The sequence below is a fragment of the Coprococcus sp. AM11-30B genome, from assembly GCF_027674365.1.
Lineage (GTDB): Bacteria > Bacillota > Clostridia > Lachnospirales > Lachnospiraceae > Allocoprococcus > Allocoprococcus comes.
The window spans coordinates 14,868-29,775 of record NZ_JAQDVB010000018.1; the positions used below are offsets into that span (position 1 = coordinate 14,868).

14 protein-coding genes are annotated in these 14,908 nt (G+C 42.8%); 9 read left to right on the forward strand and 5 right to left on the reverse strand.

Annotation, left to right across the window (positions count from 1 at the left end):
- Positions 1-27 precede the first annotated feature (27 nt).
- From PGU50_RS12445 to PGU50_RS12455, 3 genes are all read left to right on the forward strand, one after another.
- Positions 28-1,317, forward strand: a complete 1,290-nt coding sequence (locus tag PGU50_RS12445) for an O-acetylhomoserine aminocarboxypropyltransferase/cysteine synthase family protein (RefSeq protein WP_008369949.1) — start codon at positions 28-30, stop codon at positions 1,315-1,317.
- 88 nt (positions 1,318-1,405) lie between these two features.
- Positions 1,406-1,600, forward strand: coding sequence for a hypothetical protein (locus PGU50_RS12450; RefSeq protein WP_270247118.1), 195 nt, complete (start codon positions 1,406-1,408; stop codon positions 1,598-1,600).
- A gap of 171 nt (positions 1,601-1,771) precedes the next feature.
- Positions 1,772-2,905, forward strand: coding sequence for an ATP-binding protein (locus PGU50_RS12455; RefSeq protein WP_173826121.1), 1,134 nt, complete (start codon positions 1,772-1,774; stop codon positions 2,903-2,905).
- Positions 2,906-3,044: 139 nt separating this feature from the next.
- On the opposite strand, the gene PGU50_RS12460 is transcribed toward PGU50_RS12455, so the two are convergent.
- The 4 genes from PGU50_RS12460 to pepT form a co-directional block, all read right to left on the reverse strand.
- Complete coding sequence (locus tag PGU50_RS12460; protein ID WP_117835100.1) at positions 3,045-4,529, reverse strand: sensor domain-containing diguanylate cyclase; 1,485 nt, start codon at positions 4,527-4,529, stop codon at positions 3,045-3,047.
- A 171-nt stretch (positions 4,530-4,700) separates the two neighbouring features.
- Positions 4,701-6,077, reverse strand: coding sequence for a dipeptidase PepV (pepV, locus tag PGU50_RS12465; protein WP_173826120.1), 1,377 nt, complete (start codon positions 6,075-6,077; stop codon positions 4,701-4,703).
- Between the two features lie 30 nt (positions 6,078-6,107).
- Positions 6,108-7,607 carry a YfcC family protein gene (locus PGU50_RS12470; protein ID WP_118198897.1) on the reverse strand — a complete coding sequence of 500 codons (1,500 nt, stop codon included), beginning with the start codon at positions 7,605-7,607 and terminating at the stop codon, positions 6,108-6,110.
- Between the two features lie 18 nt (positions 7,608-7,625).
- Complete coding sequence (gene pepT, locus PGU50_RS12475; RefSeq protein WP_118198896.1) at positions 7,626-8,846, reverse strand: peptidase T; 1,221 nt, start codon at positions 8,844-8,846, stop codon at positions 7,626-7,628.
- Positions 8,847-9,096: 250 nt separating this feature from the next.
- Between pepT and PGU50_RS12480 the strand changes: the two genes are divergently transcribed.
- Genes PGU50_RS12480 through fliB form a run of 3 tightly spaced genes read left to right on the forward strand, consistent with a single transcriptional unit; the run spans position 9,097 to position 11,590 of the window.
- On the forward strand, positions 9,097-9,798 hold the full coding sequence (locus PGU50_RS12480; RefSeq protein WP_117557557.1) for a helix-turn-helix domain-containing protein: 702 nt from the start codon (positions 9,097-9,099) through the stop codon (positions 9,796-9,798).
- Between the two features lie 13 nt (positions 9,799-9,811).
- Positions 9,812-10,453 carry an endonuclease III domain-containing protein gene (locus PGU50_RS12485; protein ID WP_117557555.1) on the forward strand — a complete coding sequence of 214 codons (642 nt, stop codon included), beginning with the start codon at positions 9,812-9,814 and terminating at the stop codon, positions 10,451-10,453.
- Entirely contained in the window at positions 10,454-11,590 is a 1,137-nt protein-coding gene (gene fliB / locus PGU50_RS12490) for a flagellin lysine-N-methylase (RefSeq protein WP_118198895.1), read from the forward strand.
- A gap of 87 nt (positions 11,591-11,677) precedes the next feature.
- Here the strand turns inward: fliB and PGU50_RS12495 are convergent, their stop codons facing one another.
- Positions 11,678-13,126, reverse strand: a complete 1,449-nt coding sequence (locus PGU50_RS12495; RefSeq protein ID WP_117824086.1) for a 4Fe-4S dicluster domain-containing protein — start codon at positions 13,124-13,126, stop codon at positions 11,678-11,680.
- Positions 13,127-13,343: 217 nt separating this feature from the next.
- Between PGU50_RS12495 and PGU50_RS12500 the strand changes: the two genes are divergently transcribed.
- From PGU50_RS12500 to PGU50_RS12510, 3 genes are read left to right on the forward strand one after another with little or no spacing between them, the layout of a single operon-like run.
- Positions 13,344-14,228, forward strand: a complete 885-nt coding sequence (locus PGU50_RS12500) for a YitT family protein (RefSeq protein WP_082424298.1) — start codon at positions 13,344-13,346, stop codon at positions 14,226-14,228.
- 12 nt (positions 14,229-14,240) lie between these two features.
- The gene (locus PGU50_RS12505; RefSeq protein WP_270247119.1) at positions 14,241-14,618 is read left to right on the forward strand and encodes a DUF3783 domain-containing protein; all 378 of its coding nucleotides are present in this window, start codon (positions 14,241-14,243) and stop codon (positions 14,616-14,618) included.
- A gap of 51 nt (positions 14,619-14,669) precedes the next feature.
- A complete protein-coding gene (locus PGU50_RS12510) occupies positions 14,670-14,807 on the forward strand; it encodes a hypothetical protein (RefSeq protein WP_243000015.1) in 138 nt (45 codons plus the stop codon).
- Positions 14,808-14,908 lie beyond the last annotated feature (101 nt).

Genomic DNA, 14,908 nt, shown 5'->3' on the forward strand with positions numbered 1-14,908 from the left:
GACAGTAGAAAAGAGAGGTAGAAAAATATGAGCGATTATAAATTTGAAACACTTCAGCTTCACGTAGGACAGGAAGAACCAGATCCGGCATCTGATGCCAGAGCAGTACCGATTTACCAGACAACATCTTATGTATTTAAGAACTCTGCACATGCAGCAGCAAGATTCGGACTCGCAGATGCAGGTAACATTTACGGACGTCTGACAAACTCTACACAGGACGTATTTGAAAAGAGAATCGCAGCACTTGAAGGTGGTGTGGCAGCTCTTGCAACAGCATCCGGAGCAGCTGCAATTACATATACCATCGAAGCACTTGCAGCAGATGGCGGACATATCGTAGCGCAGAAGACAATCTACGGTGGAAGCTTCAACCTTCTTGAACACACACTGACACATTACGGAATCACAACTACATTTGTAGATGCACATAACTTGAAAGAAGTAGAAGATGCAATTCAGGATAACACAAGAGCCATCTATCTTGAAACTCTTGGTAATCCGAACAGTGATATCCCGGATATCGATGCAATCGCTGAAATTGCACACAAGCATGGACTTCCGCTTGTAATCGACAACACATTCGGAACACCATATTTGATCCGTCCGATCGAACACGGAGCAGACATTGTTGTACATTCTGCTACCAAATTCATCGGTGGACACGGAACAACTCTTGGTGGAATCATCGTAGATTCCGGTAAATTTGACTGGAAAGCAAGTGGAAAATACCCGGCAATCGCAGATGCAAACCCAAGCTACCACGGAGTATCTTTCGTAGATGCAGCAGGTCCGGCAGCATTTGTAACTTACATCCGTGCAATCCTTCTTCGTGATATGGGAGCAACAATTTCTCCATTTAACGCATTCCTTCTGCTGCAGGGAACAGAGACACTGTCACTTAGAATTGACCGTCATGTAGAAAATACAAAGAAAGTAGTAGAATACCTCTCTAATCATCCAATGGTAGAGCATGTGAACCATCCGTCACTGCCGAATCATCCGGATCATGCACTTTATGAAAAATATTTCCCGAATGGTGGAGCATCTATTTTCACATTCGAGATCAAAGGCGGACAGGAAGAAGCTCACAAGTTCATCGATAACCTGAAGATCTTTTCACTGCTTGCAAATGTTGCGGATGTTAAGAGCCTTGTTATCCATCCGGCAACAACAACACATTCTCAGCTGACAGAAGAAGAACTGCTTGATCAGGGAATCAAACCGAACACAATCCGTCTTTCTATCGGTACAGAACATATCGATGATATCATCGCAGATCTTGAAGGTGGATTTGCAGCGGTTCAGGGCAAATAAATATTATACATACAGGAATTTTGGACGGAGGTTTTTCGAAACCTTCGTCTTTTTCGATGTGCACAGAAAATTTTAAGGAGAAAACACTATGACAAAGGCACAGATCAGAAAAAATGCTTTTCTGAAATCCATTCCGATCATGTGCAGCTACATTTTCGTAAGCATTGCATATGGGATTATGATGGAAAATGCCGGATTTAGCTGGTACTATTCACTGTTTGTCAGTCTTGCATTTCCGAAAGGAATTGCGGCAGTCAGGAGTGTTGAAAATGCTGTGCGATAAGCGGAAATCCGGTATTTTCGGATGGATCTCCCTTTGACCAGATGAACAGATTATGCTATGATATGTACCGATACACGCGTATTTTTTATTTGACAACAATCCAGATGGAACTTTCTGTTCAATAAAGAGGATTATGTGTCAGGATACATTCTTTTTACAAGGAGAAAATCAATGAGTATAGATATTACGATCGAGGAAATGGAAACGCTTCCTGCAGAGTCCTACGAGCTTTTTGATATCCGTGGCGAGATTGAGCGCGCCCATGGAATCCTGCCGAATTCAGTGGCAAGCTCAGCAGATGCACTGATGGAGAATCCGCCGGAAGATAAGGAAAAGAAGATCATTATCTGCTGCAGCAGAGGACAGATCAGCAGGGATATCGCAGAAGAACTGCAGGATCAGGGATATGAAGCATACAGCCTGAAGGGCGGTTATGTAGGATGGCTGATGGCAGATATGAAGAAAAAGGAAGCAGATGATGTCTGTGAACATGTGGAGCTTAGTATCCGCAAGAAGTTCAAAAAGAAGATCTGGTCCAAATTTACAAAAGCTGTCAGAGAATATGAACTGGTCAAAGAAGGTGACCGGATCGCAGTATGCATTTCCGGTGGAAAAGATTCAATGCTGATGGCAAAGCTTTTCCAGGAATTAAAGCGTCACAACAAATTTAACTTTGAAGTAAAGTTCCTGGTGATGGATCCGGGATACAGTCCGGAGAACCGGAAGGTCATTGAAGAAAATGCAAGGAAGATGAAGATTCCGATCCAGATCTTTGAATCCAATATTTTTGAATCGGTATTTGAGATCGAAAAATCACCGTGTTATATCTGTGCAAGGATGAGACGTGGATATCTTTATAATTTTGCACAGCAGATGGGCTGCAACAAAATCGCACTGGGACATCATTATGATGATGTGATCGAGACGATCCTGATGGGAATGCTCTACAGTGCACAGGTGCAGACTATGATGCCGAAGCTTCACAGTACAAATTTTGAAGGGATGGAACTGATCCGCCCGATGTATCTGATCCGTGAGGATGACATCAAGGCATGGAGAGATTACAATGATCTGCATTTTATCCAGTGTGCATGTAAGTTTACCGATACCTGTACAACCTGCAACAATGAAGAAAATCAGTCAAAGCGTATGGAAATCAAAAAACTGATTGCAGAGCTTAAGAAGACGAACCCGTTTGTGGAGGGCAATATTTTCAAGAGTGTGGAAAATGTCAATCTGGATACGGTTGTCGGTTACAAGGCAAAAGGTGTAAGACACAATTTCCTGGATACTTACGATGATTAAAAATGACTGGATGTGCCGGGGCATATCTGAGATATAAAGAAGAATGAAATTCCCGCCGGACAGGTACAGGATCTGCCCGGCGGGAATTTTGAGATTAAATGACAGGAATATTGACCTGTACCAGAATTCCTGACGTTGATCAGGATAAAACGGTTTCCTGCTGGTTCTTGATATCGTGGTAAATAACAAAACGTCCACGTCCGTTGTGCTTAGCTGTGTACAGAGCATGATCAGCAAGGCGGTATAACTGGCTGAAAGATTCAGCATCCGTTGGAGCAACAGCACAGCCGATACTGCAGGAAAGTTTCCGGCCATTTAGTTCCGGGATATCTACATTTTGAAGATTTGTATAGAGCTTTTGCAAATGCAGATGGATACTGTAATCCAGACGTACATTTTTCATCAGGATCATAAATTCGTCACCACCGACACGACCGATGATATCGGTTGTCCGAAACTGTTCTTTCAGAAATCCGGCAAATATTTTCAGTACCTGGTCACCGGTTGCATGTCCATAAGTATCATTGATCTGCTTGAAATAATCCATGTCGATCATCATTAAAGCCTGTAAATCTTCAAAATCTTTTTCGCGCAGCCATTCGGAAATCGTGTGTTCTGCATAAACTTTGTTCAGAAGTCCGGTCAGAGCATCTGTATGCGCCTGGCGAAGAAGCGAAGTCTGATTCTTCTGGTTGATCTTCCAGAGTGCGAAGATCAGAAGCAGCACAATGCAGATAAAAAAGGCGAACAGAATGATTTCAAAGTTGTTGATAAAAGCAAAGTGCTGACGGGCTTCGACAGCAGGAACGATATAGCAGAGCATCCAGTCGTTGTACTTTAGTGGCTGGTAGGAAATATAGCGTGCATGTGATAAATCTGCTGTAATCTTGCGGCAGTTTGCGTGTCCTTGCTTAAAATCTTCCTGAAGGGTAGCGCCATCTTCCGAGGTCTGAAATACCCAGTCAGAGGAAGAAGTAAAAAAGTTCTCCCGGATTTCGTTGTGAGTAGATTCAATGGAAATAATGTTGCCGTCCGAGTCTGTGATAAATGAGTAGCCGGAACCGGAATACAGATCCTCAAAGAGCATGGTAGTCAGTTTCGCGACATCGATGGAACCTCCAAAAACACCGATAATATTCTGATCTTTGTCATAAACAGGAACTGTGAGGACAACGAGGGTTTCGTTGTCTACGCTACTTGACAGAGGAGAACTAAGGACGCGTCTGCCTTCCAATGTCTTTTGAAAATAGTCCCGTGAACTTGCATCGGTATTCTTTCCATCGCTGGAGTGTCCGATACCGTCTGTAGAAAAAAGCATAAGCCGGTGAAAGGAGCTGGAAGAAGCCAGTTCAGCAAGAAGCTGAAGATTATCGCTACTGAACAGATCGGAAGTTGTTCCGAAGTATGCAGCAGGACTCTCCAGGAATTCATATTCTTTTTCCAGAACCAGTTCCAGGTGATCCTTTTGCTGCAGTGTGTTTTTTTGGATAACGTTCTGTACACTTTTATCAACGCTCTGTTGTACAAACCAGAAAAAAATCAGAAGTGTGAACGTCATTACAATCAGGAACGAAATGACAGCCGTTCCATATTGCATCAGTTCATGACGTGATATTTTTTTCATGTAAGACCCCCCTTATTTTGTACGTTAACAGATGAATTATCATTTTTTTAATTATAGCATGGATTTAACGAAATGTCATTTGAGAAATGTACAAAATGTATAAAACTTAAATAAAAAAAGGAATGAATAATGTAAGATATTAACAAATACATTACATTATTCATTCCAATTCTATTTTGCGAGTCTGTAAATGGCGTCCAGATAAATCTTCATCCAGATATCAAGCTTGTCAAGTTCCAGATATTCATTGGTCTGGTGCATCAGATCCGGCTGATCCGGTAAAAGTGCTCCGAAAGCAACACAGTTATCCAGTGCGCGAGCATATGAGCAGGCTCCGTCAACCAGAGGCATAGCAGATGAATCGCCAACAACGGTACGGTAGGATTCCAACAATGCTTGTACAAGGAAAGAATCTTTTGGGATATGAATCGATTCTGTGGCATTTGGATTTTCAAAACGGAATCCGGAGCCGCTTAAATGCTTCTGGATAAGCTCCTGTACCTGCATGCAGCGGTAAGTGACAGGAACACGATTGTCAATAGAAAAGATGACTTTATAATCCTGTACTTCGACCTTTCCTACATTAAAACTTAATTTACCGGAAATTTCATCGGAAAGATCAATTCCCAGTCCTTTGCCGGTCAGATCAAAACCGATGTACTTCATATAGAAGGCAGCGATTCTGGAAAGCTCATTTTGAAGTGGTAATTCAGAAACAGCTTTCATAAGTCCGCTGATCGCATTGATTCCGGTAGAAGGATGGGCGGCATGTGCGGCAACACCTTCTGCAGTCAGGCGAAGAGACGAGTCCATTCTGTCCAGTCGGAAATGGCAATTCGTCTGTGTCTCCCAGGAGAGAAGACTCTTACGGATCACAGCTTCCATTTCTTCGGGAAGCAGAACAGATGCGTGATCTGCAACTGCATTAAAAGCGTTTCCGCCGGATAGAACAAGCTCTTCCGTGATATCTGTTACAAGTTGATATTGGAAGACACCCTTCTCGGCATAAATAAGTGGAAATACAGCATCCGGTGTAAAAGACATCTGTGGAGCAGGGATTTCCTTTTGATTGAAATAATAATCCATGCATTTCCAGTCGGTTTCTTCATTGGCGCCAACGATGAAGCGAATTCTCTTTTGCAGAGGAAGTCCCATTGCTTTCAGAATCTTTACTGCGTGCAGGCAGGCGAGAAGAGGACCTTTGTCGTCAAGAACACCGCGCCCGTAAAGCTTTCCGTCTATGATTTCCGGTTTGAAAGGATCACAGATCCAGTTTCCGCTGCAGGGAACGACATCTACATGCCCAAGGATTCCCAGAATTTCATCCTGTTCTCCATAATCGGCATGTCCTGCGTAGTTGTCAAAATTTTCAACTGTAAGTCCCATTGAATTTGCTATTTCAAGAAAACAATCGAGAGCCTTTGCAGGACCTGCACCGAAAGGCATTCCTGCCTCCGGTGCTGCTTCCACACTGTTGATCGATACCAGTTTTATGATATCCTGGATCAGACTTTCCCGATCCGCTTTTATTTGTTTTTCAAAATCCATAACTGGCTTCCTCCTGTCTGGATAAGGTATTTATACATATAATTGAATGATTAGCATGATCGCACTGAATACGGTTGTCATACCCATAAGAGGCATGATAAATTTCAGCCATTTGTCATAGGTAACATCAACCATTGCAAGGGATGCAAGGATCAGTCCGGTCGGTGTGATGAAGGAAATCAGTCCAAGACCGTATGCGTATGCTGAAACGATGACGGATCTTGATACCCCAACGGTGTCGGCGAGCGGTGCCATGATCGGAATGGACAGAACCGCAAGACCGGAGGAAGAGGAAATGAAGAATCCAAGTACGATAAATACCAGCATCATAAGGATGATGAACAGGATCGGATTCATGCCGCTGATCGCTTTTGAGAAGAATTCAAGGATCGTATCAGAAATCATACCATCTTCCAGAATGACATTGATACCACGGGCAACACCGACAACCAGGGCAACACTCATCAGATCGGCAGCACCACCGATAAACTGATCCATAAAGTTCTTCTCGCCGATGCCGGAGGTAAAGGCGAGCAGGACCGCGCAGGCAAGGAAGAGAGCGGTCATATTATCAAACCACCATCCCTGTGCGACAAGTCCCCATACAAGTACACCAAAGGATACACCGAATACAAGGAGCGAAAGTTTCATTTTACCTGTAAATTCCGGAACCTCTCCCTGATGACCGTATTTCTGTAAATGGTATTCATACTGGTCATAGCAGATAGATTTAGACGGATCATCCTTTACCTTCTTTGCGTAACGAAGAATATAGATTAAGGTGATGATAATTCCGAGCACCAGTGCGATACCACGGATTCCCATTCCGTCAGCAAGGCTGATTCCGGCTGCGTTTGATGCATTTCCTACGGAAAACGGGTTAATGGTAGGGAACATGGTTCCGATGGAAGAACCCATATAAATGGCAGCGATACAGACCATAACATCGTATCCGGCCGCAAGGAATACCGGAACAAGGATCGGATACAGAGCAATGGTTTCTTCGGCAAGACCAAAGGTTGTTCCACCTGCCGCAATAATAATGGTGATCAAAATAATCAGGATATATTCTTTCCCTTTTGTGACTTTGGAAAGAGCGGCAATTGCTGCATTGAATGCGCCCATATAATTCAGGACACCGATACATCCGCCCAGAATGAATACGAAGAGGATGATATCAATGGTATCATATACACCTTTGATGGCAGCGAGAAGGATTTTGAATACTCCCTGTGGCTGTTGTTCTACTTTTTGATAAGTTCCCGGAACGGCAATTGGTTTGCTGATGCTTCCATCCAAAAATTTGTTCAGATTACCGGTGACACCAAGTTCATCCAGCGTTTCCTGAGTGGGAGCCATTTCTGTAACGTCACCATCCGGTGTAGTGATTTCAAATACATCATGATCTGCGTTGTAGGTTAATTTGGAATAAAGTCCTGCCGGTACGATTGCGGTTAAAATAGCGGCAAAAATAAGGACGATAAATAATACGGTAAGCGCAGAAGGGAAAGAGATTTTTTTCTTTTTCATAATCGGTACCTCTGTTTTCTATTCGTTTGCAAATATTTTTACAAGTTCTACGATCACACGGACAGCAGCTTCCATGCCTTCTATGGTTACATGCTCTAATGGTCCGTGATAGCCATGACCTCCGGTGCCAAGGTTTGGACAAGGAAGTCCTTTGAAAGACAGCTTGCAGCCATCTGTGCCGCCTCTGATCGGAGAAATATCTTCCGGGACATTTGCGTTTGCACAAGCCTGTCTTGCGTAATCGATCAGATACATATGCTCTTTAATAATACATTCCATATTCTTATATTCGTCTGTCAGAGTCAAAGCAACTGTTCCCGCTCCCCAGAACTCATTTAAGGTTTTCTCGATATGGCGGAGTGTATTTTTTCGAGCCTCAAAGCTGTCTGTATCATGATCGCGGATAATATATTCAGCGATGGCATATCCTTCGTCGCCGTGAATACTCAGAAGATGGTAAAATCCTTCGTACTCTTCGGTATATCTCGGAATCTCATATCTTGGAAGCATATTGTTGATATCTGCTGCGATGAGAACCGCATTGATCATGACATTTTTTGCAGATCCGGGATGAACATTCTTCCCGTTGATTTCAAATTTTGCTTCACAGGCATTGAAATTCTGGTATTGGATCTCGCCTTCTCCATCTCCGTCCATTGTATAGGCAACTTCAGCATCAAAAGCTTCAAAATCGAAATGAGCAGCACCGCTTCCGCATTCTTCATCCGGTGTAAATGCTACACTGATCTGACCATGAGGAATCTGCTCTGTCTGCAGGATTTCCAGCAGCTGCATGATTTCTGCAATACCGGCTTTGTCGTCTACTCCGAGGATGGTATTTCCGTCAGAGGTAATTAAGGTACGTCCCTTTAAAGCTTTTAAATGTGGGAAATCCTTTGTGGTAAGAATTCTTCCACTGTCTCCAAGGACGAGATCTTCACCATTATAATCTGGTGTACAGACAGGATGAATTTCTCCTTCGCAGAATTCCTGAACGGTATCCATGTGTGCAATAAATCCCAGTTTTTTTCTGGTCTCATAACCGGGAGTAGCCGGGAGAATTCCATAGACAAAACACTTGTCATCCAGAATCACTTTGGTAAGTCCGAGATCTTTTAATTCATCGGCAAGGATTTTCGCAAGATTAAACTGACATGATGTAGTTGGAACCTTATCACTGTTTTCGTCACAAGGTGTTTTGATGGAAATGTATTTTAGTAATCTTTCTTCAACTTCCATTTGTAATCCCCTTTCATTTCTTCCTTGATTTTTGGTTACATAAATTTATGAGTTGGTTGTGTTTGATAACCTCATTTTATGCGGATTAAACCAAAATGACAAAAGAGGTGTGTTTTATTGACAGGAAAAAAATGAACGTGTTATTATTGAAATAATAGAAAAAACATGCTGCAAAATGCAAATTTGGGAAAATGCGACAAAATTTATGCACATGTCATAAAAAAATTGATTTAAAGGAAAGAAAATTGGTATGAATGTAGATGAAAGAGTAGGTCAGAATATCAGAAAATACCGTATGGCGTATAATATGACCTTAAAAGAACTGGCGGTACTGTTACATAAGAGTGTGTCGACAGTTTCTAAATACGAAAAAGGAGATATTTCATTGGATATGTCGACATTTGTGGAGCTGTCACGGATCCTGAAAGTATCTCCGCTGGCAATTATTGGGGATGAGACTGCAAAAGAAGAGGAAGAATGCCGTTATGCAGAGAAGATCGAAAAATTGTATATGTATAGCTATGATGCAATCGGGAAGGTGATCATCAAAAGTGTGATCGAACAGCAGGTAGTTGAAGGAAATGGGAATCGATATAAAGTACATCTTTTTAATGATGTAAGTGAGATTCGGGAACCGGGAGATTGCAGTGGACTTTATACAGGAGAATATGAGAAAGAAGGCTTTATCGGAACCTATATGCTGCATAATCAGGCATTAAAGTCGGAGCATATCATGATTTCCTGTGTTAATAATCTGGTAAATCCCGGGCAGCAGCTTGCACTGGTATCGGGGCTGTCGAATTATACGATGCTTCCGATTACCTTTAAAGCAGTAATTTCAGAAAAAGAGATCGTGAATAAAGAAAAGCTGATGAATCTGCTTACCTTCAATAAAGACGATATCAAACAGATGAAACAGATTAATTATCTTACAATACAGAATATGAAGTAAAGAGGAGTAGAAAATGACGAAAAAACAAAGGACATTGGAAGTAATCGAACGCCTCCGAAAAGAGTATCCGGATGCAGACTGTACTCTGGATTATGATCAGGCATGGAAACTTCTGGTCAGTGTGCGTCTTGCGGCACAGTGTACGGATGCAAGGGTAAATGTAGTCGTAGAAGGTTTATTTGCAAAATATCCGACAGTAGAGGCACTTGCAGAAGCAGATGTAAATGATATCGAAGAGATTGTGCGTCCTTGCGGGCTTGGAAAAAGTAAGGCACGGGATATCAGTGCCTGTATGAAGATGCTTCGGGATGAGTATGGCGGAAAGATTCCGAAGGATTTTAATGCGATCTTAAAGCTGCCAGGTGTTGGGAGAAAGAGCGCGAACCTGATCATGGGAGATGTATTTGGTGAGCCTGCGATCGTAACGGATACCCATTGTATCCGTCTGGTGAACCGTATTGGACTGGTAGACGGGATTAAGGATCCGAAGAAAGTAGAGATGGAACTCTGGAAGCTGGTTCCGCCGGAGGAAGGAAGCGATTTCTGTCACAGACTGGTGTACCACGGAAGAGAAGTCTGTACGGCAAGGACGAAGCCGCACTGCGACAGATGCTGTCTGGCGGATATCTGTAAGAAGGTCGGGGTAGAAAAATAAATGCAATATACAATTCCGGATTATTATAAAGAGTTCACCTGCATCGCAGACAAATGTGAAGATACCTGTTGTGCAGGGTGGAAGATTGTAATTGACAAAAAATCACTGAATAAATATAAGCATGTGAAAGGAAAATTCTGGTTTACGATGTTGAAATCCGTGGACTGGATCCGTGGCATTTTCAGGCAGGATAAAGAAAAGCGATGTGCATTTTTAAATGACTGTAATCTGTGTGAGATGTATGCGAATTTCGGAGAGAAAAGTCTGTGTAAAACCTGCCGCCTGTATCCGAGACATGTCGAGGAGTTTGAGGATGTACGGGAGATTACCCTGTCGGTATCCTGTCCAGAGGTGGCAAGGATTTTGATGGAGAAGAAAGAGCCGGTCCGTTTTCTTACTTATGAAAAAGAAGGAGAAGAGGAATACGAGGAATTTGATCCGTTTCTGTATTCTATGCTTGTAGATGCGAGAGATGCAATGCTTGGAATTCTGCAGGACCGGGAACATTCATTAAAAATAAGAGTGGGACTGATTCTTGGAATGGCGCATGATCTGCAGGGCAGATTTAACCGGGAACAGTTATTTTCCTGCGAGGAAGTCATTGAACGTTATCAGACAAAGAGTGCCAGAAAGTTTGTACGGAAACTTTGGAAAGAAGAAAAGCTGTCTGTGCAGGAAAGATGGGAGATGGCGCATAAGATGTTCCGGGAACTTTATGAATTGGAACTTCTGCGTGAGGACTGGGATATGCTTCTGATGGAGAGCGAAGAACTTCTGTATTCACATGGAGCAGATGCGTATAAAGGAATCTCGTCTGACTTTAAGCGGTGGGCGAAGGAAGAGAGCAATATCCAGATCCAGGCAGAGCAGCTGCTGGTGTATTTCATTTTCACTTATTTCTGTGGCGCAGTTTATGATGGAAGGATTTATGCGAAGGTGCAGATGGCAGTAATAAGTACTTTCCATATTTATGAGCTGTGGAAAGCACGGTGGATAAAAAATGAAGGAGAGCTTACACCAGAAGAGATCGTAGAGCTGGTGTACCGGTATTCGCGGGAGATTGAGCATTCGGATAAGAATCTGGAGCGGATGGAAAAGATGATGCTGCGGGACAGGCTGCCGTGGTATAGGGGATAATAAATAGATGCGTGGTGTATATAATTAGAATAAGGGAGTTTTACTTTATAACTGATTTCAGTGATAGAGCAAAACTCCCTTATAATTTTAGTCTCTATGCATAGAGAACTTATCCATATCGTAATTCTTTAGATTATCAAGAATTCCACGATCGTCAGCCTGAGAGATCAAGGCATCACGGTTCTTCTTGGAAGCCATCTGGTCATTGAATGAACTTGGACCGCCGACACATCCGCCGTCACATGCCATGCCTTCGATGAAGTCTTCCGGAAGACGTCCAACCTTCATGAGAAGGAGGGCTTTCTTACATTCCTGAGAACCATTTGCACGACAGACTTTCGCATCGATGCAGTTGTCAGATTCTTTCAGACTTTCCAGAACAGCTGCTGTTACACCGCCGGAATTTGCAAAGCGTTTTCCGAAGGTAGAAGCGGTCTGGTTGTCGTTCGGACAGGCCTCGAGTTCAACGTCTTTTGCTTTCATGATCGCACGGATCTCGCTGTATGTAAGAACATAATCTGCATTTCCTTCGATCTGCTGATCGACAACTTCGGATTTCTTAGCAAGGCAAGGTCCGATAAATACAGTGATCGCTTCCGGATCCTGTGCTTTGATCATACGGGAAATTGCACACATCGGAGAAACAGTTGTTGAGATATTGTCAGCAAGCTGTGGGTAATGCAGGCGAACCATATTTACAAATGCAGGGCAGCAGGAGGTTACTTTTTTCTGTCCTTCTTTGTAAGCTTCAGCCCATTCTTCAGCTTCGTAAGCAGCAGTCATATCTCCACCGAGTCCTACATCGTAGAAATCTACGAATCCGAGCTCTTTCATTGCTTTGCGCCAGCTTTCCATGGTAATGTCAGCACCAAACTGACCTTCTGTGGCAGGAGCAGCCATTGCGTAGATGTGTTTTCCTTCTCTTAAAGCATTGATTACCGGAACAATAAATGTTTTGGAAGCAATTGCACCGAATGGACAGCTGTGGATACATTTACCGCAGCGGATACATTTGTTTTTGTCGATTATGGAAATGCCATGCTCGTCGTAGGTGATCGCATCGACCGGACAACTGAATTTACACGGACGTTTTAAATGTGCAATGGCATTGTACGGACAGGCTTTGGCACACTGACCACATTCTTTACATTTGGATGCGTCAATGTGGGAACGGTAATGTCCCGGTTCAATTGCCCCAAACTTACAGGCATTGATACATGCCTTTCCAAGACAGTTCTGACAGTTCTCTGTTACTGTGTAGCTGGAGATCGGACAGTCTTCGCAGGCAGAAGAAATAACCTGGATGATATTGCCATCATCTTCCGGTCCCGGAGCTTTGCCTTCTGCGAGGCGGATTCTCTGGCGGATGATCTCACGCTCTTTGTAGATACAGCAGCGGAACTGCGGGGTCGGTCCCGGAATAAGCTTCAGCGGGAGGTGATCACGCTGTTCTTCAAGTTCACCTGCAAAAGCAAGCTTTGCTATTTCGAACAGTACGTCATGTTTGATTTTGATTACGTTTCCATCAGCATTCATAATTAACCCTCTCTTCTCTAATTGTTAAAAAATTCACTCTTCCTTTATTATAATTGAAACTACTATAAATGGAAAGAAGATTTCATGTTTTTAATGAGAAACATAGCGTAGAAGTTTGATGAGAAGTATGTTATGATGAATGTGCTATGTTGGGAAATATAGTGTGTCGCATATTTGGGGAAATAAGAGGCACCGGTATGAAAGAGAGGAAAGAAAATTGAAAGAGAAGAACAAAGCAAAAAACATATTGAAAGAGTATGCAACGATCACGGTAGGAATGTTTATTGTATCGGCATCAGTGTATTATCTGATGATGCCGAATTCCTTTGTTGTGGGAAGTATTTCGGGACTTGTCATGGTTCTGGCAAATTTTATTCCGCTGAAGGTTTCGACGATGACGATGATTCTAAATGTAGCACTTCTGATCATAGGGATTGTGTTTGTCGGAAAAGAATTCGGAGGTAAGACGGTCATTACATCTTTAATGCTCCCGGTTTATCTGCGTATTTTTGAAACAGTGACACCAGATGTTCCGCCGCTCACGGATGATATGTTTATCAATATGCTGTGCCATATTCTGGTGATCAGCATTGGACAGGCGATTTTGTTTAATGTCAATGCATCTTCTGGTGGGCTTGATGTTGTTGCAAAAGTTTTAAATAAATATTTGCATTTTGAAATTGGAAAGAGTCTTACGATCGCAGGATTTGTGACCGCTGCGACGTCTATCCTTGTCTACGACAGAAAGACACTGGTAGTGAGCCTTCTGGGAACTTATCTTTATGGGATTGTTCTGGATAATTTTATCGATGGTTTCAGTATCCGTAAGAGGGTGTGTATCCTGTCAAAGAAATATCCGGAGATCCAGCAGTTTGTTGTACATGAGCTGCACAGAGGGGCGACTCTTTATCCGGCAGTCGGAGGACTGGGCAATCAGGAACAGACAGAAGTGGTTACAATTCTGGAAAAGAGTGAATATGCAAAGCTTCTTGCATTTATCCATGAGACAGACCAGAGTGCGTTTGTTACGGTATCAACTGTCAGTGAGGTAATCGGAGAGTGGAATAAACATAAAAAGAACCGTTTGAGAAAAGCGGAGTAGTCGAGGAAATTTATGAGAGAAACAGTATTATTATTTAATATAAAAGATAAGAAGCGTGCGCAGGAGCTACAGATGATCTGTATGTCACTCAGGATTCGGGTGCGACTGATAAAAAAAGAAGAGTATTTTCAGACGGTTGGTGTACTTGCCGGAATGAAAGAAGCGTCAGAGACAGACAGGATTTATGAGGGTGAAGAGCTGGCAGATGAGATGATGGTATTTGCCGGAGTGACAGGCAGCCATCTGGATCAGATTTTATTTATGATGCGAAAGAAGGGTATGAAACGTATTGATTATAAAGCGGTTCTGACAGACACAAACAGTCAGTGGACTGTGCCGGAACTTTTTAAAGAGTTGGAAAAGGAGCATGCGGCGATGCACCAGCTTTAATTTCACAATTCCGGTTATGTAAGCAGTGCACAGGATCTGGATGAAAATTACGTGATCGACAGTGGATTTGCAGGGACTTTTGCAGAGTATGATGCAGCCCATAACTTGCTGGCATCTTATACGATGGACGTGGAAAAATTTATCTACAGAGTATATAAATATTCTTTTGACGGGTATTATTTTGAGTAGCGAAAGCATTTGAAGAAAGCTGTCTGTGATAGAAAATGCAGGCAGTAAAAAGGAGCTGGAACAGGCATGTTGGTTTTGCCGAAGTCAGCTCCTTTTCTTAG

What these genes read in the sequence shown, in the direction of transcription:
- PGU50_RS12445 (WP_008369949.1), top strand. Translation starts at nt 28, where the DNA reads ATGAGCGATTATAAATTTGAAACACTTCAGCTTCACGTAGGACAGGAA.
- PGU50_RS12450 (WP_270247118.1), top strand. Translation starts at nt 1,406, where the DNA reads ATGACAAAGGCACAGATCAGAAAAAATGCTTTTCTGAAATCCATTCCG.
- PGU50_RS12455 (WP_173826121.1), top strand. Translation starts at nt 1,772, where the DNA reads ATGAGTATAGATATTACGATCGAGGAAATGGAAACGCTTCCTGCAGAG.
- PGU50_RS12460 (WP_117835100.1), bottom strand. Translation starts at nt 4,529, where the DNA reads ATGAAAAAAATATCACGTCATGAACTGATGCAATATGGAACGGCTGTC.
- pepV (WP_173826120.1), bottom strand. Translation starts at nt 6,077, where the DNA reads ATGGATTTTGAAAAACAAATAAAAGCGGATCGGGAAAGTCTGATCCAG.
- PGU50_RS12470 (WP_118198897.1), bottom strand. Translation starts at nt 7,607, where the DNA reads ATGAAAAAGAAAAAAATCTCTTTCCCTTCTGCGCTTACCGTATTATTT.
- pepT (WP_118198896.1), bottom strand. Translation starts at nt 8,846, where the DNA reads ATGGAAGTTGAAGAAAGATTACTAAAATACATTTCCATCAAAACACCT.
- PGU50_RS12480 (WP_117557557.1), top strand. Translation starts at nt 9,097, where the DNA reads ATGAATGTAGATGAAAGAGTAGGTCAGAATATCAGAAAATACCGTATG.
- PGU50_RS12485 (WP_117557555.1), top strand. Translation starts at nt 9,812, where the DNA reads ATGACGAAAAAACAAAGGACATTGGAAGTAATCGAACGCCTCCGAAAA.
- fliB (WP_118198895.1), top strand. Translation starts at nt 10,454, where the DNA reads ATGCAATATACAATTCCGGATTATTATAAAGAGTTCACCTGCATCGCA.
- PGU50_RS12495 (WP_117824086.1), bottom strand. Translation starts at nt 13,126, where the DNA reads ATGAATGCTGATGGAAACGTAATCAAAATCAAACATGACGTACTGTTC.
- PGU50_RS12505 (WP_270247119.1), top strand. Translation starts at nt 14,241, where the DNA reads ATGAGAGAAACAGTATTATTATTTAATATAAAAGATAAGAAGCGTGCG.